The sequence below is a fragment of the Pseudomonas sp. PME37.24/025 genome, from assembly GCF_055556615.1.
In genome coordinates, this window is the sequence record NZ_JBVHNK010000006.1 from 254,099 (window position 1) to 273,740 (window position 19,642).

18 protein-coding genes are annotated in these 19,642 nt (G+C 60.2%); 14 read left to right on the forward strand and 4 right to left on the reverse strand.

From position 1 onward, the window contains the following. Nucleotides 1-105: 105 nt before the first annotated feature. Entirely contained in the window at nucleotides 106-2,952 is a 2,847-nt protein-coding gene (gene rapA / locus ACZ3HH_RS13285) for an RNA polymerase-associated protein RapA (protein ID WP_123719763.1), read from the reverse strand. Nucleotides 2,953-3,181: 229 nt separating this feature from the next. Here rapA and ACZ3HH_RS13290 point away from each other — a divergent pair, with 229 nt between their 5' ends. The 3 genes from ACZ3HH_RS13290 (at nucleotide 3,182) to ccoM (ending at nucleotide 4,047) form a co-directional block, all read left to right on the forward strand. Beyond that, entirely contained in the window at nucleotides 3,182-3,523 is a 342-nt protein-coding gene (locus ACZ3HH_RS13290) for an aspartate-semialdehyde dehydrogenase (protein WP_465805200.1), read from the forward strand. Nucleotides 3,524-3,627: 104 nt separating this feature from the next. Continuing rightward, the gene (locus ACZ3HH_RS13295; RefSeq protein ID WP_007906621.1) at nucleotides 3,628-3,789 is read left to right on the forward strand and encodes a hypothetical protein; all 162 of its coding nucleotides are present in this window, start codon (nucleotides 3,628-3,630) and stop codon (nucleotides 3,787-3,789) included. 144 nt (nucleotides 3,790-3,933) lie between these two features. Then, on the forward strand, nucleotides 3,934-4,047 hold the full coding sequence (gene ccoM / locus ACZ3HH_RS13300; RefSeq protein ID WP_010462558.1) for a cytochrome c oxidase subunit CcoM: 114 nt from the start codon (nucleotides 3,934-3,936) through the stop codon (nucleotides 4,045-4,047). A gap of 263 nt (nucleotides 4,048-4,310) precedes the next feature. On the opposite strand, the gene ACZ3HH_RS13305 is transcribed toward ccoM, so the two are convergent. Beyond that, the gene (locus ACZ3HH_RS13305; protein WP_460147702.1) at nucleotides 4,311-5,786 is read right to left on the reverse strand and encodes an inorganic phosphate transporter; all 1,476 of its coding nucleotides are present in this window, start codon (nucleotides 5,784-5,786) and stop codon (nucleotides 4,311-4,313) included. A 379-nt stretch (nucleotides 5,787-6,165) separates the two neighbouring features. After that, a complete protein-coding gene (locus ACZ3HH_RS13310; protein WP_007903846.1) occupies nucleotides 6,166-6,366 on the reverse strand; it encodes a hypothetical protein in 201 nt (66 codons plus the stop codon). 668 nt (nucleotides 6,367-7,034) lie between these two features. Here ACZ3HH_RS13310 and pcaR point away from each other — a divergent pair. From pcaR to pcaC, 11 genes are all read left to right on the forward strand, one after another. Continuing rightward, nucleotides 7,035-7,877 (forward strand): pca regulon transcriptional regulator PcaR, encoded by an 843-nt coding sequence (gene pcaR / locus ACZ3HH_RS13315; protein ID WP_007903845.1) that lies wholly within the window; start codon nucleotides 7,035-7,037, stop codon nucleotides 7,875-7,877. A gap of 288 nt (nucleotides 7,878-8,165) precedes the next feature. Next, nucleotides 8,166-9,512 (forward strand): 4-hydroxybenzoate transporter PcaK, encoded by a 1,347-nt coding sequence (pcaK, locus tag ACZ3HH_RS13320; protein WP_465805203.1) that lies wholly within the window; start codon nucleotides 8,166-8,168, stop codon nucleotides 9,510-9,512. 270 nt (nucleotides 9,513-9,782) lie between these two features. Beyond that, nucleotides 9,783-10,640, forward strand: a complete 858-nt coding sequence (locus tag ACZ3HH_RS13325) for a CoA transferase subunit A (RefSeq protein WP_465805205.1) — start codon at nucleotides 9,783-9,785, stop codon at nucleotides 10,638-10,640. Continuing rightward, a complete protein-coding gene (locus ACZ3HH_RS13330; RefSeq protein ID WP_310659743.1) occupies nucleotides 10,640-11,419 on the forward strand; it encodes a CoA-transferase subunit beta in 780 nt (259 codons plus the stop codon). The genes ACZ3HH_RS13325 and ACZ3HH_RS13330 overlap by 1 nt, the downstream gene beginning before the upstream one ends. Then, a complete protein-coding gene (pcaF, locus tag ACZ3HH_RS13335; protein ID WP_465805360.1) occupies nucleotides 11,416-12,621 on the forward strand; it encodes a 3-oxoadipyl-CoA thiolase in 1,206 nt (401 codons plus the stop codon). The genes ACZ3HH_RS13330 and pcaF overlap by 4 nt, the downstream gene beginning before the upstream one ends. A 52-nt stretch (nucleotides 12,622-12,673) precedes the next feature. Further along, nucleotides 12,674-13,378, forward strand: coding sequence for a protocatechuate 3,4-dioxygenase subunit beta (pcaH, locus tag ACZ3HH_RS13340; RefSeq protein WP_465805207.1), 705 nt, complete (start codon nucleotides 12,674-12,676; stop codon nucleotides 13,376-13,378). A 1-nt stretch (nucleotide 13,379) separates the two neighbouring features. Beyond that, nucleotides 13,380-13,946, forward strand: coding sequence for a protocatechuate 3,4-dioxygenase subunit alpha (gene pcaG / locus ACZ3HH_RS13345; RefSeq protein ID WP_465805209.1), 567 nt, complete (start codon nucleotides 13,380-13,382; stop codon nucleotides 13,944-13,946). 239 nt (nucleotides 13,947-14,185) lie between these two features. Beyond that, nucleotides 14,186-15,481 (forward strand): MFS family transporter, encoded by a 1,296-nt coding sequence (locus tag ACZ3HH_RS13350; protein ID WP_465805211.1) that lies wholly within the window; start codon nucleotides 14,186-14,188, stop codon nucleotides 15,479-15,481. A gap of 45 nt (nucleotides 15,482-15,526) precedes the next feature. Further along, entirely contained in the window at nucleotides 15,527-16,891 is a 1,365-nt protein-coding gene (locus ACZ3HH_RS13355; protein ID WP_465805212.1) for a 3-carboxy-cis,cis-muconate cycloisomerase, read from the forward strand. Between the two features lie 11 nt (nucleotides 16,892-16,902). After that, a complete protein-coding gene (gene pcaD, locus ACZ3HH_RS13360; RefSeq protein WP_465805214.1) occupies nucleotides 16,903-17,694 on the forward strand; it encodes a 3-oxoadipate enol-lactonase in 792 nt (263 codons plus the stop codon). A 10-nt stretch (nucleotides 17,695-17,704) separates the two neighbouring features. Then, nucleotides 17,705-18,097: a 4-carboxymuconolactone decarboxylase gene (gene pcaC, locus ACZ3HH_RS13365; protein WP_008005892.1), complete on the forward strand. Its 393-nt coding sequence runs from the start codon at nucleotides 17,705-17,707 to the stop codon at nucleotides 18,095-18,097. A 154-nt stretch (nucleotides 18,098-18,251) separates the two neighbouring features. On the opposite strand, the gene ACZ3HH_RS13370 is transcribed toward pcaC, so the two are convergent. Beyond that, nucleotides 18,252-19,508, reverse strand: a complete 1,257-nt coding sequence (locus ACZ3HH_RS13370; RefSeq protein ID WP_465805216.1) for an OprD family porin — start codon at nucleotides 19,506-19,508, stop codon at nucleotides 18,252-18,254. Nucleotides 19,509-19,642 lie beyond the last annotated feature (134 nt).

Consider the following 19,642-nt stretch of genomic DNA (forward strand, 5'->3'; position numbering starts at 1 on the left):
CGGGCTTGCCCGCGATGAGGCCACCAGTAACACCACAACAACTAAACAGACAAAAAAAAGCCCGCATCGCTGCGGGCCTTTTTTTATAGCGGTGGAGGAGGGGTGTTAACCCGCCACCAACACCCGAATCGCTTCCAGTCGCAGCGCTGCTTTGTCGAGCATGGCCAGGCCTTGCTCACGTTGCTTGCGCAGGGCAACCAGTTCACTGTCGCGCACGGTCGGGTTGACCGCTTGCAACGCGGTCAGGCGTGCCAGTTCTTCGTCGGTATCCGCCGCCAGACGACGTTGCGCCTCGGCCACGCGCTCGGCGTGACGCGGGGTGATTTTCTCTTCGCCGGCGTTGATCCGTGGCGTCAGCTGGTCGCGCTGGGCCTGGATAAACTTGTTGGCGCTGGCGCGGGGCACGCTTTCCAGTTGATCGTTCAGGGTTTCGAACGACACCCGGGTCGACAGGTCGTTGCCGTTGGCGTCGAGCAGGCAGCGCAGGGCGGCCGGCGGCAGGTAACGGCCCAGTTGCAGCGAACGCGGGGCAACCACTTCGCTGACGTAGAGCAGTTCCAGCAACACGGTACCCGGTTTCAGCGCCTTGTTCTTGATCAGCGCCACAGCGGTGTTACCCATCGAACCGGACAGGACGAGGTCCATGCCGCCTTGAACCATCGGGTGTTCCCAGGTGATGAACTGCATGTCTTCGCGAGACAACGCCTGGTTGCGGTCGTAGGTGATGGTCACGCCTTCGTCGTCGCCCAGCGGGAAGCTGGCGTCGAGCATTTTTTCGCTTGGCTTGAGGATCAGCGCGTTTTCCGAATGGTCTTCGCTGTCGATGCCGAAGGCGTCAAACAGGGTTTCCATGTAGATCGGCAGGGCGAACTGATCGTCTTGTTCGAGGATGTCTTCGACCAGCGCATCACCTTCGCCAGCACCGCCGGAGTTGAGTTCCAGCAAGCGGTCGCGACCGGTGTGCAGTTCGGCTTCCAGACGCTCACGTTCGGCACGGGCTTCGTCGATCAGCGCTTGCCACTCGCCATCGTCGGCGTTTTCCAGCAGCGGCAGCAGGCGCGGGCCGAACTGATGCTGCAAGGCGTTGCCGGTCGGGCAGGTGTTGAGGAAGGCGTTCAGCGCTTCGTGGTACCACTGGTACAGCCGTTCTTGCGGGCTGGTTTCCAGGTACGGCACGTGCAGTTCGATGATGTGCTTCTGACCGATCCGGTCGAGACGACCGATACGCTGCTCCAGCAGGTCCGGGTGCGACGGCAGATCGAACAGCACCAGATGGTGCGAGAACTGGAAGTTGCGACCTTCACTGCCGATTTCCGAGCAGATCAACACTTGAGCGCCGAATTCTTCGTCGGCGAAATAGGCGGCGGCGCGGTCACGCTCGAGGATGTTCATGCCTTCGTGGAAGACCGTGGCCGGAATACCGGAACGTACGCGCAAGGCGTCTTCCAGGTCCATGGCGGTTTCGGCGTGGGCGCAGATCACCAGCACTTTGGTGCGCTTGAGCATCTTCAGGGTGTCGATCAGCCACTCGACGCGTGGGTCGAATTTCCACCAGCGCTCTTCTTCATTGGCGTCCGGCTGGGCCTGGAAGCTGACTTCCGGGTACAGCTCGGCGTGATCGCCCAATGGCAGTTCGAGGTATTCGGCCGGGCACGGCAGCGGGTACGGGTGCAGTTTGCGCTCCGGGAAACCCTGCACGGCGGCGCGGGTGTTACGGAACAGCACGCGGCCGGTGCCATGGCGGTCCAGCAATTCGCGGACCAGACGGGCGCTGGCTTCGGTGTCGCCATCATTGACGGCGGTCAGCAGGGCTTCGCCTTCGTTGCCGAGGAAACCGTGGATGGTCTTGTGCGCTTCAGGCGACAGGCGCCCTTTGTCCAGAAGCTCCTGAACGGCTTCGGCCACCGGGCGATAGTTTTCGCTTTCGGCGCGGAAGGCGTGCAGGTCATGGAAACGGTTCGGGTCGAGCAGGCGCAGACGGGCGAAGTGGCTGTCCTGACCCAGTTGTTCCGGGGTCGCGGTCAGCAGCAAGACGCCGGGAATGACTTCGGCCAGTTGCTCTACCAGTGAGTACTGAGGGCTGACCTGGTCTTCGTGCCACACCAGGTGGTGCGCTTCGTCGACCACCAGCAAATCCCAGCCGGCAGCGAACAACGCGTCCTGGGCCTTCTCGTCGTCCACCAGCCATTCGAGCGCAACCAATGCAAGCTGGGTGTCTTCGAACGGGTTGGCGGCATCGCTTTCGATGAAGCGTTCTTCGTCGAACAGCGCGACTTGCAGGTTGAAGCGGCGGCGCATCTCCACCAGCCACTGGTGCTGCAGGTTTTCCGGCACCAGGATCAACACGCGATTGGCGCGGCCCGAGAGCAATTGGCGATGGATCACCAGACCGGCTTCGATGGTCTTGCCCAGGCCCACTTCGTCTGCCAGCAGAACCCGTGGCGCGATGCGGTCAGCAACTTCACGGGCAATGTGCAGTTGGTGCGCGATCGGTTGCGCACGCACGCCGCCCAGGCCCCAGAGCGAGGATTGCAACTGGCGGCTGGTGTGTTCCAGGGTGTTGTAGCGCAGGGAGAACCAGGCGAGCGGGTCGATCTGTCCGGCGAACAAACGGTCGCTGGCCAGACGGAACTGAATGAAATTCGACAGTTGGGTTTCCGGCAGCGTGACCACTTCGTTCTGCGCGTTGAGGCCGTGGTAGACCAGCAGGCCATCGACGTCGTCGACTTCCTGTACGGTCAGTTTCCAGCCTTCGAAGTGAGTGATGCTGTCACCCGGCGAAAACCGCACGCGGGTGAGGGGCGCATTCCGTAGCGCGTACTGGCGAGTCTCGCCAGTGGCCGGGTAGAGCACGGTCAACAAGCGGCCGTCCTGTGCCAGAACGGTGCCCAAACCCAGCTCGGCTTCGCTGTCACTGATCCAGCGTTGCCCCGGTTGATACTGCTGCGCCATGCTGCCTGACTCCCACCTTGAAAAAGCGGGCTATCTTAACGGAATGAGCCTTCAGGACCAAAGGATTACATGCGCGGGCTGCGGGAGGATGCGAACTTTTCGGGAGATGAAGATCAAAAGATCCCAGGCTGCGCCAGCTCATACGGTGCCGGGCGGGTCACAAGTTTGCGACCGATGGCTCAAGTCGCCATTCCCGCAGCCGACAGCCTGCTGACAGGAGACTAATAATATGCTGCCACCGATGCTCCCCTTGAGCGCCGTACCGATCACCTCACAGCAGGATCCGATCCGCCAGCGCCCGGATATTCCGCCCGTGGTGCCGGTGCAGGAAAGCTCCAACGAAAGTACCATCGACCTGCAAAAGCGCGATCCGGAAGAGGCGGGCCTGCAACTGCGCGAGGAACAGCGTCGGCAGCAGGAACGGGAGCGGCGCCGTCGTGAGGCCGATGAAGATCCCGAAGAGCACCTGGCGATTCCCGGTAATGAGCTCAATGCTGACAACACCGTACCGGTGGTGCCGTTGATGGAGGATCAGCCACGTCAGGGGGTGTGGGTCGATATTGAAATCTGAAGTGTCGGATCACTGGTAAGCGCCCGCGCCAGACCGCATTATTGGCGTAATCCTGTCGCCTTTACCGGCAGTTGAATTCATTTCCAAGCGATGCACTGAACGCCATGAGCCAAGATGACAAGCTGATCGACCTCAATACCGAACGCGCCAAGCGGGTTCATGACCTTAATGAAAAGCGCCTGAACGAAGTGCGCCAGGCGTTCGAGCAGGCGATGCCGTTGGGCAAAGCGAAGAAAAAGCCGAAGAACAAACCGAAAAAACGTTGAAACACCCTGCATCGGTTGATGCAGGTCAGTTATTTCCCTTCCTTTTACGCCTGTCTCGGGCGGCATTGATCCCGGTCAATTTTCTCTCCTGCCCGATTGGTTAACTTAGCCCCATCGCAACAGGGCAAGTGCAGGAGGCTAGTCATGTTTTTCGATAACGTGGTGATCGCCGGAGTGCTGACAGTCGGCCTCATGGTTCTGTTTTTTGCAGGGTTTGGATTTTTTATCTGGAAGGATTCGCATAAGCGCAAACCGTAGGTCTTTCTGGAGCAATGAGCACGCAAGGCATTTTGGGCGACTTCGGTCGCCCTTTTTTTTGCCTGCGAATTTCTATCGGATGCATGCGGCAACTGTGGGAGCGGGCTTGCCCGCGATAGCGGTATGTCTGTTACACCAATGTCGGATCTGCCGCCGTCATCGCGGGCAAGCCCGCTCCCACAGGGATCTGCGCCGAGCTCAGATATTGCAGCAATAAAAAAGGCGCGAACCTCACGGAACGCGCCTTTTTCAGTAGCGGTGTATCAGCTACCCAGTGCCTTCGACGCCAGCCAGAACAGGCCGGCTGACAAGGCCACGGTGGCTGGCAGGGTCAGGACCCAGGCCAGCAGGATGGTTCTGACAGTGCCGCCTTGCAGGCCGCTTTTGTTGGCGACCATAGTACCAGCCACGCCTGAAGACAGAACGTGGGTGGTGGAGACGGGCAGGCTGAAGATGTTGGCCAGGCCGATCATGCACGCTGTGGTGATCTGCGCCGACATGCCTTGGGCATAGGTCATGCCTTGCTTGCCGATCTTCTCGCCAATGGTCAGTACCACGCGTTTCCAGCCCACCATGGTACCCAGGCCCAGTGCCAGTGCGACCGCCAGAATCACCCAGAACGGGGCGTATTCGGTGGTGGTGGTCAGGTCTTTGCGCAGCTTGTCCAGGTCCGCCTTTTCACGGGCTGCGAGGCCAGGCAACTTACTGACTTTCTTCGCCGTGTCGTCCAGGCAGAGCAGGTAACGACGCACTTCGATGCGGCTTTCCGACGGCAGCGAGTGGTAGTCGGCTACGCCTTTGAGAGTGTCGAGCAGGGCGGCGATGGTCGGTTCGGTCTGTTGCGGGTTGCAACGGAATTTCTCTGGCAGATCACCTTCCACGCTTTTGCCCAAGGCCAGGAATTCACCCAGCGTATCGGCATTGCGCTTGTAGAACTGGCTCAGGTGCAGGGTCGCATCGCGAGTCCGCTCGATCTGGTAGGTGGTGCTGTTCAGGTCAAGGACGAACTGGGCCGGCACGATACCGATCAGCACGAGCATGATCAGACCGATACCTTTCTGGCCGTCGTTGGAGCCGTGCACGAAGCTGACTGCCATCGCCGAAATCACCAGCACCAGACGGTTCCAGAACGGCGGGTGTTTCTTGTCGTCGATCTTGCGGCGCTGTTCCGGGGTCTTGTGCATCTTGGACAGCGGACGCCACCATTTAAGGCCGATCAGCACCAGGGCAGCGACCAGGAAGCCAGCCATCGGCGAGAACACCAGGGACGCACCGATATCGATCGCCTTCTGCCAGTTCACGCCATCGGCCAACGGAATATCGTTGATCAGGGCGTTGGCCAGGCCGACACCGAGGATCGAACCGATCAGCGTGTGGGAGCTGGAGGCGGGGATACCGAAGTACCAAGTGCCCAGGTTCCAGGTGATGGCGGCGGCGAGCAACGAGAACACCATGGCCAGTCCATGACCGGTGTTCACATTGATCAGCAGTTCTACCGGTAGCAAATGGACGATGGCATATGCCACGCCCACACCGCCCAGCAGCACGCCGAGGAAGTTGAACACACCGGAAAAGAACACTGCCAGATGAGGCGGCATGGCTTTGGTGTAGATAACAGTGGCCACCGCGTTTGCGGTGTCATGAAAGCCGTTGATGAACTCGAAGGCGAGGACAAAGGCCAGGGCGAGCAAGAGGCTCACAAGCACCCAAGCATCCAGTCCGCTGAATAAATCGATCATGAAGGTTTTCTGACCCGGTCGTAAGGGGGCGCGATTATGCCAGAAAAGACTGCTAATCGATGCACTTGCTGCTCATCGGTAACATTCTTCAACGAATTAATTTGTGGCAATCCCCCAAGGCCCGGGGTTTTTCAGGGTTTTACAAGTCGTTGAATTTACTTGGAAAGGCCGCAGCCACAAGGGTTTCTCCCTGCGAGGCGAGAGGCTTGAACGCGTTGTGTGAAATTTCTCGGAAAAGGGTCAGACATGAGCCATTTGCCTCATCCAACGGATGAGGAGGACCGCTGCCCGCTTGTAGCGGGCGCGAAAAGCATCATCCATACAACCCGCTTTTAACGGGTGCGGGCGCAGGCTCTTGAAAGGATTCAAGCCGAGGCAGTCATGGCTCTTCGGCTTTGAGTTCCTTTTCCATCTTCTGCAATTCCTGGGAGAAGGCCTGGTCCTGAACGGTGGCGCGTTTACGCCAGGGTTTGCGTTCGGGTTCGGGCTGAGCGGCGTAGGTGGTGACTTCCCCGCCGTAAACTTCCTTGTAACGTTGTTCCTGGCGCTCAAGTTCCGCGCGCAGTTCGTCTTTCGTCACAGTGCTACCTGATTGAGTTGAGATTAATTCTGGTGAAACGCGCTGCATCGATTTATTGACCACGCTCGTTGAAGGGACAATGCCTGACACGGCATCGTTCCCTCGGAGTAATCAATTCGTCCTTGTTGCAGGCGGCCACGGCACCAGAGAAAAACAGCTGACGTAGCATCAGTCTCCTGTTTCAGCGAGCGCGTTGGCGGTGCATATGAAATGAGCGTCAGGCGCTTGCTGCGGACAGCGGCAATGGATATTGCGCTGCCGGTTGGCAGAGTCGGCACGTAAAAAACCGCTCGCCACTGAGATGCATTATAGCGGTCGATCCGAAGAACACTATCTCTTGAGAGTTAAAAGTAGTTCCTCGTGTGTGATTGTTTTGTTACTCGCAAACTTTACCGGTAACTACGGTGCAGGTGATGCCAGTTACGGTGGTGACTTTCTGGCGCCATTAAGCCGAATGAATTAGTACACCTGTGCTTCTTTAAATGAGTGACCAAAAATAACAATCGTATTGCATGAGGAGTGAAAGCAGTATGACTCACCCTAAGCAACCATCGATTGCGATTATCGGCCTGCGGTTCGATAATCGCCCAATCTTGGTGGCCGGTGGCTTGTGTGTCAGGCCGGGAGCCGCTTGTAATAGTCGCTGATCCGTGTGGGAAACAACTGATATGAACGATCAAATGCGCAATTCCTTCGCTTCAGTGGCACCGCCGATCGTTGCCTCGCCCGCCAAGCGAATCCAGGCCTTGACCGGTGACCCGGATTTCATGACCTCCCTGGCCCGTGGTCTGGCGGTGGTGCAAGCGTTCCAGGAGCGCAAGCGGCACCTGACCATTGCGCAGATCAGCCATCGCACGGAAATTCCTCGCGCCGCAGTGCGACGTTGCCTGCATACCCTGATCAAGCTCGGCTACGCCACCACCGACGGGCGCACCTATTCGCTGCTGCCCAAAGTACTGACCCTGGGCCATGCCTATTTGTCGTCGACGCCATTGGCGGTTTCTGCCCAGCCGTACCTGGACCGCATGAGCGAGCAACTGCATGAGGCCTGCAACATGGCCACGCTGGAAGGCGATGACATTTTGTACATCGCGCGCTCGGCGACCACCCAGCGGCTGATTTCCGTCGACCTCTCGGTGGGTGGACGTTTACCGGCCTATTGCACGTCCATGGGCAGAATTCTTCTCGCCGCGCTGGACGACACGTCACTGCGCGAATACCTCGACCATGCAGAGCTGCAAGCCAAGACCAGTCGCACGTTGCATACCCCCGAGGCGTTGCTCGAATGCCTGCAAGAGGTACGGCAACAAGGCTGGTGCATCGTCGATCAGGAATTGGAGCAGGGCCTGCGCTCGATTGCCGTTCCGGTGTACGACGCTTCCGGCCAAGTAGTGGCGGCGTTAAACGTCAGCACCCACGCCGGCCGGGTCAGTCGCAGCGAGCTGGAACAGCGTTTCTTGCCCGGTCTGCTAAGCGCCAGTCGTGACCTGAGCGCGCAACTCTTCGCCTAAGCTGTTCGATAAACGCACAGAGTCGCGTTTATCGAATTGACGCTCTTTCCCTTGGATCATTAATGTCGCGGCAGCGTCATCCGGCACTGTTGGCCTTCAGTCAGCCGCCGGACCACGCCCCAATAATAATGAGAAGAGGCATCGTCATGCGCACGTTTCCCGACTGTCGCTGTTCCCGCCGGTTTAGCTGCCGAAACCGAATCGCCTGATCCCGACCTCCTTTTCTAGTGACAGCGTCAGCCCTGGCTGGCACTTGTTCGACTGCGTTCTTTGCGTGGAATAAAAATAATGAACCAGCCTCAGTCTGCCGTAGGAAACTGCCTCGACGTGCAGTCCTTCATCAACGCTCAACCCATTTCGCGCTACCAATGGCGGGTGGTGATTCTATGTTTCCTGATTGTTTTCCTCGATGGCCTCGACACCGCGGCCATGGGTTTTATCGCGCCTGCACTGTCCCAGGACTGGGGCATCGATCGCGCCAGTCTCGGCCCGGTGATGAGTGCGGCGTTGATCGGCATGGTCTTCGGCGCTTTGGGTTCCGGCCCGTTGGCTGACCGATTCGGGCGAAAAGTCGTACTGGTGGGCGCGGTATTGTTGTTTGGCGCTTTCAGCCTGGCGTCGGCCTACAGCACCAACGTCGATCAGTTGCTGGTACTGCGTTTCCTCACCGGTCTGGGTCTGGGCGCCGGCATGCCGAACGCCACCACGCTGCTGTCCGAATACACCCCGGAGCGCAAGAAATCCCTGCTGGTGACCAGCATGTTTTGTGGCTTCAACCTTGGCATGGCTGGGGGCGGATTCATCTCGGCCAAACTGATCCCGGCCTTCGGCTGGCACAGTCTGTTGATGATCGGCGGAATTCTGCCGTTGATCCTCGCCGTCGTCTTGCTGTTCTGGTTGCCGGAATCGGCGCGCTATCTGGTGGTGCGCAATCGCGGCACGGACAAAGTGCGCAAGGCCTTGGCGCCGATCGACCCGACGGTGGTGGCTCAGGCTTCGAGCTTCAGCGTGCCGGAACAGAAAACCGTGAAGGCGCGCAATGTGTTTGCGGTGATCTTCTCCGGCACTTACAGCACCGGCACGTTGTTGCTGTGGCTGACGTACTTCATGGGCCTGGTGATCGTTTACTTGCTGACCAGTTGGCTGCCGACGCTGATGCGCGACAGCGGCGCGAGCATGGAGCAGGCCGCATTCATTGGTGCGCTGTTCCAGTTCGGTGGGGTGTTGAGCGCAGTGGGTGTGGGCTGGGCGATGGATCGATTCAATCCGCACAAGGTCATCGGCATTTTCTACTTATTCGCCGGGGTGTTTGCCTACGCGGTAGGGCAGAGCCTGGGCAACATCACGTTGCTGGCAACCCTGGTGTTGGTGGCCGGGATGTGTGTCAACGGCGCGCAATCGGCGATGCCGTCGCTGGCGGCGCGGTTCTACCCGACTCAAGGGCGGGCGACCGGTGTGTCGTGGATGCTCGGGATTGGCCGCTTCGGCGCGATCCTCGGTGCGTGGATGGGCGCAATGTTGCTGGGTCTGGGCTGGAATTTCGAACAGGTGCTGACGGCGCTGGTGATTCCAGCCGCATTGGCAACCACGGCGGTGGTGATCAAGGGCATGGTCAGCCATGCGGATGCGACCTGAGGACGGGTTTCAGATTCTTTAGCGAGTCTGATGGCCTCTTCGCGGGCAAGCCCGCTCCCACAAGGATTGCGCATCAACCTGTGGGAGCGGGCTTGTCCGCGATGCTTTTAGGGATCGGTAGGGAGACAACAATCTGTTCGATAAACGAACACTCAGTCGATTATCGGATTGTTTGGGTTTTTCCAGGGGCTTACTCTTCAGTCATTCCGGCGCTGAACCTCGCGCCTTTTTCTACCACTGTCGGTTCATAACAAAACGGGAGCCTGCCCCATGGCTGAAATCCTTTCGCTGCATGACGCGGTAAAGCAGTTCGTCAACGACGGCGATACCGTCGCGCTCGAAGGCTTTACTCACCTGATTCCTACGGCGGCCGGTCACGAAATCATCCGTCAGGGCAAGAAAGATCTGACCCTGGTGCGGATGACGCCCGACTTGATCTATGACCAATTGATCGGTGCCGGTTGTGCTCGCAAGCTGATTTTCTCCTGGGGCGGCAACCCGGGCGTGGGCTCGCTGCACCGTCTGCGTGACGCGGTCGAAAGGCAGTGGCCACATGCGCTGGAAATCGAAGAACACAGCCACGCCGACCTGGCCAATGCCTACGTCGCGGGCGCTTCGGGCTTACCGTTTGCGGTGCTGCGTGCCTACGCTGGCTCCGACCTGCCAAAGGTCAACCCGTTGATCAAAACCGTCACGTGCCCGTTCACCGGCGAAGTGCTGGCGGCGGTGCCGTCGGTGCGCCCGGACATCACCGTGATTCACGCGCAGAAAGCCGACCGCAAAGGCAACGTGCTGCTTTGGGGCATTCTCGGCGTGCAGAAAGAAGCCGCGCTGGCCGCCAAGCGCTGCATCGTCACTGTTGAAGAAATTGTCGACGACCTCAACGCCCCGATGAACGCTTGCGTGCTGCCGACCTGGGCCTTGAGCGCGGTCTGCCATGTACCGGGTGGCGCGCATCCGTCCTACGCCCTCGGTTACACCGAACGCGACAACCGTTTCTACCAGGCCTGGGACCCGATTGCCCGCGACCGTGAAACCTTCACCGCGTGGATCAACGAGTACATCCACGGTAGTGCTGATTTCAGCGAGTTCCAGGCCAAGCTGGCCGCTGCTTCGGAGGCCAAGTAATGACTTACACCACCAATGAAATGATGACCGTTGCCGCCGCCCGCCGTCTGAAAAACGGTTCGGTGTGCTTCGTCGGCATCGGCCTGCCGTCGAAAGCCGCCAACCTGGCACGTCTGACTTCCTCGCCAGATGTAGTCCTGATCTATGAATCGGGTCCGATCGGTGCCAAGCCGAGCGTATTGCCGCTGTCGATCGGTGACGGTGAACTGGCGGAAACCGCCGACACTGTCGTCCCGACCGGTGAGATTTTTCGCTACTGGTTGCAGGGCGGGCGCATCGACGTCGGTTTCCTCGGCGCCGCGCAAGTCGACCGCTTCGGTAACATCAACACCACGGTGGTGGGTGACTACCATCAACCGAAAGTTCGCCTGCCGGGTGCCGGTGGCGCGCCGGAAATCGCCGGTTCCGCCAAGAGTGTGCTGATCATCCTCAAACAGTCGGCGCGTTCCTTTGTCGACAAACTCGACTTCATCACCTCGGTCGGTCATGGCGAGGGCGGTGATTCACGTAAGCGTCTCGGCCTGCCGGGCGCCGGTCCTGTCGGCATCATTACCGACCTGTGCATCATGGAGCCCGAAGCTGATACCCATGAATTCGTGGTGACCGCGCTGCACCCAGGCGTGACCCGCGAGCAAGTGATCGCCGCCACCGGTTGGGCGATTCGCTTCGCCGATCAGGTGGAAAACACCGCCGAGCCAACCGATGTCGAGCTGACCGCGCTGCGCGATCTGGAAGCCCGCACCGCTGCGGCCCACGGCCAAACACCCGGAGAAGCCTGATGCGTGACGTTTATATCTGCGACGCCATTCGCACCCCCATCGGCCGTTTCGGCGGCGGTCTGTCGGCGGTTCGCGCCGACGACCTGGCCGCCGTGCCGATCAAGGCGCTGATGGCGCGCAACCCCTCGGTGGACTGGAACGCGGTGGACGAGGTGTTTCTCGGCTGCGCCAACCAGGCCGGCGAAGACAACCGCAACGTGGCGCGCATGGCATTGCTGCTGGCGGGCCTGCCGGAAACCATTCCCGGGGTCACCCTCAATCGCCTGTGCGCTTCGGGCATGGATGCGATCGGCACGGCGTTCCGGGCCATCGCCAGCGGCGAGATGGAGTTGGCGATAGCCGGCGGCGTCGAGTCGATGTCCCGTGCGCCGTTCGTGATGGGCAAGGCCGATGCGGCGTTCTCGCGCAACATGAAGCTGGAGGACACCACCATCGGCTGGCGTTTTATCAACCCGTTGATGAAAGCCCAGTACGGCGTGGATGCGATGCCGCAGACTGCCGATAACGTCGCCGACGATTACCAGGTTTCCCGCGCCGATCAGGATGCTTTCGCCCTGCGCAGTCAGCAACGCACGGCCGCCGCACAAGCTGCAGGTTTTTTTGCCGAAGAAATCGTCGAAGTGCGCATTGCCCACAAGAAGGGTGAAAGCGTGGTCACGCAGGATGAGCATCCCCGCGCTGACACGACATTGGAAACCCTGGCCAAACTCAAACCGGTCAATGGCCCGGACAAAACCGTTACTGCCGGCAACGCTTCCGGCGTGAACGATGGTGCGGCGGCGTTGATTCTGGCCTCCGGCGACGCCGTAAAAAAACACGGCCTGACCGCCCGCGCCAAAGTGCTGGGCATGTCGAGTGCCGGTGTCGCGCCTCGTGTGATGGGCATCGGCCCGGTGCCCGCGGTGCGCAAATTGACTGAGCGCCTGGGCCTGGCGGTCAGCGATTTCGACGTGATTGAACTCAACGAAGCCTTCGCCAGCCAGGGCTTGGCCGTGCTGCGTGAACTGGGATTGGCGGATGACGCGGCCCAGGTCAACCCGAACGGTGGCGCCATTGCCTTGGGCCATCCGCTGGGTATGAGCGGTGCACGCTTGGTACTGACCGCGCTGCATCAACTGGAAAAGACCGGTGGCAAGAAAGGCCTGGCAACCATGTGCGTCGGTGTCGGACAAGGTCTGGCCTTGGCGATCGAACGGGTCTGACACGCTGGCTGTGAATTAAAAGCGTCGACTAATAAGAACTGAGGAAAGCGCAATGACTGACAAACCTGGTTACCGTCGCCCACAGGCGGGCACTCAGCCGGAATACCTGCACCCTCCTTATCAATCCACCAACCTTCGCTCGCCGTCCAAGCCGTTGGTGTTTTTGCCTCATTCGCTGTCGGAAATCACCGGCCCGACCATTGGCGCCGATCGCATCCAGGAGCAGGACAACGACCTGACCGCTCAGCATCAGGGCGAACCACTGGGTGAACGGATCATCATCCACGGCCGTGTGCTGGATGAAAACGGTCTGCCGGTGCCGGGAATTCTGGTGGAGATCTGGCAGGCCAACGCCGCCGGTCGTTACAACCATGCGCGCGACCTGCACGACGCGCCGCTGGACCCGAACTTCACCGGCACCGGCCGCACCGTGACCGACGCCGATGGCTGGTACCAGTTCCAGACCATCAAGCCCGGCGCCTATCCGTGGGGTAACCATCACAACGCCTGGCGCCCGGCGCACATCCATTTCTCACTGTTCGGGCCGAGTATTCTCACGCGCCTGGTGACCCAGATGTATTTCCCGGGCGACCCGTTGCTGGCCTACGACCCGATCTACAACTGCGTGCCTGATACGAGTGCCAAAGAGCGTTTGATCGCCAGTTTCGACCTGGAAAAAACCATCCCTTCCTACGCCCTCGGTTATCGCTGGGACATCGTCTTGCGCGGCCGCGAAGCCACGCCGATGGAGAAATAAGATGACGCTGAACGCGACCACGTCCCACACCGTCGGGCCGTATTACCACATCGGCCTGACCTGGCTGAACCGCGAAGACCTGACCGTTGCGCAGACCCTGGGCGAGCGCGTGGCGATCACCGGGCAAGTCGTCGATGGCAATGGCGACTTCGTCAACGACGCCATGCTGGAAGTCTGGCAGGCCAACGCCGCCGGCAAGTACGACCACCCAGAAGACGATCAGGACAAACCCCTGGACCCGAACTTCGAAGGGTTTGGCCGGGTGCCGGTGGATGCGCAAGGGCGCTTCCGCTTTACCACGATCAAACCGGGCACAGTGGAAGGCTTGAAGGGCACGACCCAGGCGCCGCATTTGGTGGTGCTGGTGTTTGCTCGCGGGTTGGTGAAGCACTTGCTGACGCGGATTTACTTTGATGGTGAACCGGCCAACGTCGCCGATCCGCTGCTGGAGTGCGTGCCTGCCGAACGCCGCGGGACCTTGCTGGCGAAGCAGGATGCTGCGGGTGTTTATCAGTGGAATGTGATTCTGCAGGGGACGGATGCCGAGACGGTGTTCTTCGATTATTGAGTGATCGTTGCTCTTGTGGCGAGGGAGCTTGCTCCCGCTGGCTTGCGAAGCAAGCCCAAACCCGGCAGACAGGATGCATCAGGCAAACCGCGCCAACCGGTTTTACGACTGCTTCGCAGCCGAGCGGGAGCAAGCTCCCTCGCCACAGAGATTGCATTGCTCTCAGGTTATGCATCTGCGGAACGGGATTGTTGCAAAGTGTGTCTAGACTCTCACGGTCCCCAAAAGAGTGAAAAACAATGACAACCCTCACAGCGCTCTACACCCGTGAAGAACGCAATAAAAGGATCTTTGCGATTGTCGGCGCCTCGTCCGGCAACCTGGTTGAATGGTTCGACTTTTACGTCTACGCCTTCTGCGCAATCTATTTCGCTCCGGCGTTTTTCCCCTCCGACAACCCTACGGTGCAGCTGGTGAACACGGCAGGCGTATTCGCTGCCGGGTTTCTGATGCGGCCCATTGGCGGCTGGATCTTTGGTCGGGTGGCGGACAAACACGGGCGCAAGAATTCGATGATGATCTCGATTCTGATGATGTGCTTCGGTTCGTTGCTCATCGCCTGTCTGCCGACCTACAACAGCATCGGGGTCTGGGCGCCGATCATGCTGTTGTTCGCGCGTTTGCTGCAGGGCTTGTCGGTGGGCGGCGAGTACGGCACCACCGCGACCTACATGAGCGAAGTCGCCCTCAAGGGCCAGCGCGGTTTCTTTGCTTCATTCCAGTACGTCACGCTGATTGGCGGGCAGTTGCTGGCGGTGTCGCTGGTGGTGGTCCTGCAACAGTTCCTCAGCGAGGATGAATTGCGTGCCTATGGCTGGCGAATTCCGTTCGTGGTCGGTGCGGCTGCGGCATTGATTTCGTTGTTCCTGCGTCGTGCGCTCAAGGAAACCAGTAGCAAGGAAATGCGCGAAAACAAGGACGCCGGTAGTGTCCGTGCGCTGTTCCGTGATCACAAGGCAGCCTTCATTACCGTGCTGGGTTACACCGCTGGTGGCTCGCTGATTTTCTACACCTTCACCACGTACATGCAGAAGTACCTGGTGAATACCGCCGGCATGCACGCCAAGACCGCGAGCTACATCATGACCGGCGCGTTGTTCCTTTATATGTGCATGCAACCGTTCTTCGGCATGCTCGCCGACAAGATCGGCCGGCGCAATTCGATGCTGTGGTTCGGCGCCCTCGGGACGTTGTCCACCGTACCGATCCTGTTGAGCCTGAAAAGTGTCAGCAGTCCGTTCCTGGCCTTTGTCCTGATTACCTTGGCGCTGGCAATCGTGAGTTTCTACACCTCGATCAGCGGTCTGGTGAAAGCCGAAATGTTCCCGCCAGAGGTGCGCGCCTTGGGCGTCGGCCTGGCGTATGCGGTGGCCAATGCAATCTTCGGCGGTTCGGCGGAGTATGTGGCGCTGAGCCTTAAAGCCGGGGGCATGGAAAACTCGTTCTATTGGTACGTGACGGTGATGATGGCGGTCGCGTTCCTGTTCAGCCTGCGCCTGCCGAAACAGGCGAAGTATTTGCAAAACGACCTTTGATCTTTACGCGGGGGCCGGACCGGCCCTCGCCTGCAAGGACTGTTTATGAATCAGCGACCGGGCAATCAATTGTTCGATGCCTACTTCACGGCACGCGACATGCGTGAGGTGTTCTGTGATCAGGGCCGGGTTCAGGCCATGCTCGATTTCGAAGCGGCACTGGCCCGGGCCGAGGCGCGGGTCGGGCTGATTCCGCAGACGGCTGTCGCGTCTATCGAAGCGGCGTGTCGGGCCGAGCATTACGACTTCGCCGCGCTTGGTGAGGCGATTGCCACGGCGGGGAATTCGGCGATTCCGCTGGTCAAGGCATTGGGCAAGCAGATCGCCAAGAACGATGCCGAAGCCGAGCGCTACGTGCATCTGGGCGCGACCAGTCAGGACGTGATGGACACTGGCCTGGTGCTGCAACTGCGCCGCGCGCTTGAATTGATCGAAGCTGATCTGGCGCAACTGGGGGAAACCCTCGCGACCCAGGCCTGGCGTTACGTCGCCACGCCGCTGGCCGGGCGCACTTGGTTGCAACACGCGACGCCCGTCACCCTCGGCATGAAAATCGCCGGTTGGCTGGGCGCGGTGACGCGCAGCCGTCAGCGTCTGCTGGAACTCAAACCGCGCCTGTTGGTGCTGCAATTCGGCGGCGCCTCCGGCACCCTCGCGGCTCTTGGCGAGCAGGCGATGCCGATTGCCGAAGCCTTGGCCGCAGAACTGCAACTGACCTTGCCGGATCAACCCTGGCACACCCAGCGTGATCGTCTGGTGGAGTTCGGCGCGGTGCTTGGATTGATCGCCGGCAGCCTCGGCAAACTCGGTCGCGACATCAGCCTGTTGATGCAGACCGAGGCCGGCGAAGTGTTCGAGCCGTCGGCACCGGGCAAGGGCGGTTCTTCGACCATGCCGCACAAACGCAACCCGGTGGGCGCAGCGGTGCTGATCGGCGCGGCGACGCGGGTGCCGGGTTTGCTCTCGACCTTGTTCAGCGCGATGCCGCAGGAGCACGAACGCAGCCTGGGCCTGTGGCATGCCGAATGGGAAACCCTGCCGGAGATCTGCTGTTTGGTGTCAGGCAGCCTGCAGCAAGCGCTGTTGGTGGCCGACGGACTGGAAGTGGACGCGATGCGAATGACGCGCAACCTCGACTTGACCCAGGGCCTGGTGTTGGCCGAAGCCGTGAGCATCGTCCTGGCGCAGCGGGTCGGTCGCGACACCGCGCACCATCTGCTGGAGCAATGCTGCAAGCGCGCAGTGGCCGAGCAACGTCATCTGCGCGCGATACTCGGCGACGAGCCGCAGGTGACTGCCGAGCTGTCGGACGCTGAACTCGATCGTCTGCTGGACCCTGCCCATTACCTCGGTCAGGCCCATACCTGGGTCGAGCGAGCGGTGGCTGAACATTTTGCGTTGACCTTTTGAAGGAGACTGCCGTGGCATTCGTACAACTCGCCGAGGGCGAACTGCATTACCAACTCGATGGGCCGGTCGATGCGCCGGTGCTGGTGCTGTCCAACTCGCTGGGCACCAACCTGCACATGTGGGACGCGCAGATCCCGGCGCTCACCGAGCATTTTCGCGTGCTGCGTTTTGACACCCGTGGCCACGGCCAGTCGTTGGTGACGCCGGGGCCGTACAGCATCGAACAATTGGGCCACGACGTGCTGGCGTTGCTGGATGCCTTGCACATCGAACGCGCACATTTCTGTGGTTTGTCCATGGGCGGGTTGATCGGCCAGTGGCTGGGAATCAATGCCGGTCAGCGATTGAACAAACTGATCGTGTGCAACACCGCGGCGAAAATCGGCGATCCGTCGGTGTGGAATCCACGGATCGAAACGGTGCTGCGTGACGGCGCGACGGCAATGGTTGCCCTGCGCGATGCATCGATTGCGCGCTGGTTCACTCCAGACTTTTCCGAGGCCAATCCTGCTATAGCCAAGAAGATTACCGACATGCTCGCGGCCACTTCGCCTGAAGGTTACGCGGCTAATTGTGCGGCGGTGCGCGATGCTGATTTCCGTGATCAGTTGTCCTTGATTCAGGTGCCGCTGCTGGTGATCGCTGGCACCGAAGACGCGGTGACGCCGCCGTCCGGCGGGCATTTCATTCAGGAACATGTGCGGGGCGCCGAGTACGCCGAGTTTTACGCCGCGCACCTGTCCAACGTCCAGGCCGGCGCTGCCTTCAGCGACCGGGTAGTGGCGTTTTTGTCAGCTCATTGAGGGGATTGTTGTGGACGAGAAACAACGTTACGACGAGGGCTTGAATGTCCGTCGCGCGGTCCTGGGTGACGCCCATGTCGACCGCAGCCTGAATGCGTTGACCGAGTTCAACTCGGAGTTCCAGGAGATGATCACCCGCCACGCCTGGGGCGACATCTGGACCCGTCCAGGCTTGCCGCGTCATACCCGCAGCCTGATCACCATCGCCATGCTGATCGGCATGAACCGCAACGAAGAACTCAAACTGCACCTGCGCGCCGCCGCCAACAACGGCGTGACCCGCGGCGAGATCAAGGAAGTGATCATGCAGAGCGCAATCTACTGCGGCATCCCGGCGGCCAACGCGACCTTCCATTTGGCCGAGTCGGTGTGGGATGAGTTGGGGGTTGAATCGCGGGAGTAACTGTTCACCACAATCCCTGTGGGAGCGAGCTTCTGTGGCGAGGGGGCTTGCCCCCGTTCGGCTGCGAAGCAGTCGCAAAGCTTTGGGGGCCGCTTCGCGCCCCAACGGGGGCAAGCCCCCTCGCCACAGAAGCCCGCTCCCACATTTTTTGTGTTTACAGCAGACTGATCGGATAGCTGACGATCAAACGGTTCTCGTCGAACTCGTTGTTGTTGAAGTCGCGGCGAATGGTCGAGTTGCGCCATTTGACGTTGAGGTCTTTGAGCGTGCCGCTCTGCACGGTGTAGCCCAGTTCGCTTTCGCGGCCCCATTCCTTGCCGTCGGTGGTGGTTGCGGTGTGTACGTTGTCGCCGCTGATGTAGCGGTTCATCAGGGTCAGGCCTGGCACGCCAAGGGCGGCGAAGTTGTAGTCGTGGCGCAGTTGCCAGGATTTTTCTTTCGCGTTGTCGTAGCTGGCGTTGTAGCTGTCGTTGGCCAAGGTGCCGCCGCTGGTGCCGTTTACCCGCATCCAGGCACTGTCGCCGGTGAGTTTTTGCAGGCCGACGTAGAAGGTGTTGCCGCCATATTTGGCCGAGAACAGGCCCGACCAGGTCTTGTTGTCCAGCTCGCCAGCCCGGGCGCTGCCGTCATCCTTGCCGTAGAAGAACCCCAGATTGGCGCCGAATGTCCAGTCGCCCAGCGGTTGGGTGTGGATCAGGTTGACGTATTGCTGGCTGTAGATGTCCTTGAGTTCCGCGTTCCACAGGCCGATTTGAGTGCGCTTGCCGTTGAAGGCGTATTCGCCGCCCTGGAAGTTGAAGCGGTCTGACTTGAAGGCCGTTTTGCCGGTCATCGACATGTCGTTCATGCTGCTGTCGTCGCGCGGGCTGTTGGCGCGGAACTGGCCGCCGTAGAGGGTCAGGCCGTCGATTTCCTTCGAGGTGATCTGGCCGCCACGGAAGGTTTGCGGCAGCGAGCGACCGTCGTCCGAACGCAGGATCGGCAGCACCGGCATCCATTCGCCAACCTTCACTTCGGTCTGGGACAGCTTGGCCTTGAACGCTACGTTGGTGCGACCGAAGTTATCCGCCGGGCGACCATCGTGATCCAGCGGCAACAACTGCGTACCACCGGTGCCTTTGCCGCCGTCGAGCTTGACCGAATACAACCCCAACACGTCCATGCCGAACCCGACGGTGCCCTGGGTGAACCCGGATTTAGCGTCGAGGATGAAACTTTGCGTCCACTCTTCAGCCTTGCCCTGGCTCTTGGTCGGGTTGGTGAAGTTACGGTTGATGTAGAAATTGCGCAGGTTCAGGTTGACCTTGGCACCTTCGACAAAACCGGCTTCCTCGGCCATGACGGGCAGGGCCGCGCCGGTCAGTGCGATGGCGATCAGGCTGGGAAAGAAATACTGCGTGGAAGGCGTCATGGGCTCGGGTCTCTCTAATTCCTGGAGGTAAAACTGGGCGATGCCGCAACGTTCGGGTTGCAGACAAAAGATTCGAATTCAGAAAAGCGGGGGCGAAGTCAGCCGGACAGGGCAGGGCGCGGGGACATGGTGTC

What these genes read in the sequence shown, in the direction of transcription:
- ACZ3HH_RS13290 (WP_465805200.1), top strand. Translation starts at nt 3,182, where the DNA reads ATGCTGCCACCGATGCTCCCCTTGAGCGCCGTACCGATCACCTCACAG.
- ACZ3HH_RS13330 (WP_310659743.1), top strand. Translation starts at nt 10,640, where the DNA reads ATGACTTACACCACCAATGAAATGATGACCGTTGCCGCCGCCCGCCGT.
- rapA (WP_123719763.1), bottom strand. Translation starts at nt 2,952, where the DNA reads ATGGCGCAGCAGTATCAACCGGGGCAACGCTGGATCAGTGACAGCGAA.
- ccoM (WP_010462558.1), top strand. Translation starts at nt 3,934, where the DNA reads ATGTTTTTCGATAACGTGGTGATCGCCGGAGTGCTGACAGTCGGCCTC.
- ACZ3HH_RS13305 (WP_460147702.1), bottom strand. Translation starts at nt 5,786, where the DNA reads ATGATCGATTTATTCAGCGGACTGGATGCTTGGGTGCTTGTGAGCCTC.
- ACZ3HH_RS13325 (WP_465805205.1), top strand. Translation starts at nt 9,783, where the DNA reads ATGGCTGAAATCCTTTCGCTGCATGACGCGGTAAAGCAGTTCGTCAAC.
- pcaG (WP_465805209.1), top strand. Translation starts at nt 13,380, where the DNA reads ATGACGCTGAACGCGACCACGTCCCACACCGTCGGGCCGTATTACCAC.
- ACZ3HH_RS13350 (WP_465805211.1), top strand. Translation starts at nt 14,186, where the DNA reads ATGACAACCCTCACAGCGCTCTACACCCGTGAAGAACGCAATAAAAGG.
- ACZ3HH_RS13295 (WP_007906621.1), top strand. Translation starts at nt 3,628, where the DNA reads ATGAGCCAAGATGACAAGCTGATCGACCTCAATACCGAACGCGCCAAG.
- ACZ3HH_RS13355 (WP_465805212.1), top strand. Translation starts at nt 15,527, where the DNA reads ATGAATCAGCGACCGGGCAATCAATTGTTCGATGCCTACTTCACGGCA.
- pcaR (WP_007903845.1), top strand. Translation starts at nt 7,035, where the DNA reads ATGAACGATCAAATGCGCAATTCCTTCGCTTCAGTGGCACCGCCGATC.
- pcaH (WP_465805207.1), top strand. Translation starts at nt 12,674, where the DNA reads ATGACTGACAAACCTGGTTACCGTCGCCCACAGGCGGGCACTCAGCCG.
- ACZ3HH_RS13370 (WP_465805216.1), bottom strand. Translation starts at nt 19,508, where the DNA reads ATGACGCCTTCCACGCAGTATTTCTTTCCCAGCCTGATCGCCATCGCA.
- pcaK (WP_465805203.1), top strand. Translation starts at nt 8,166, where the DNA reads ATGAACCAGCCTCAGTCTGCCGTAGGAAACTGCCTCGACGTGCAGTCC.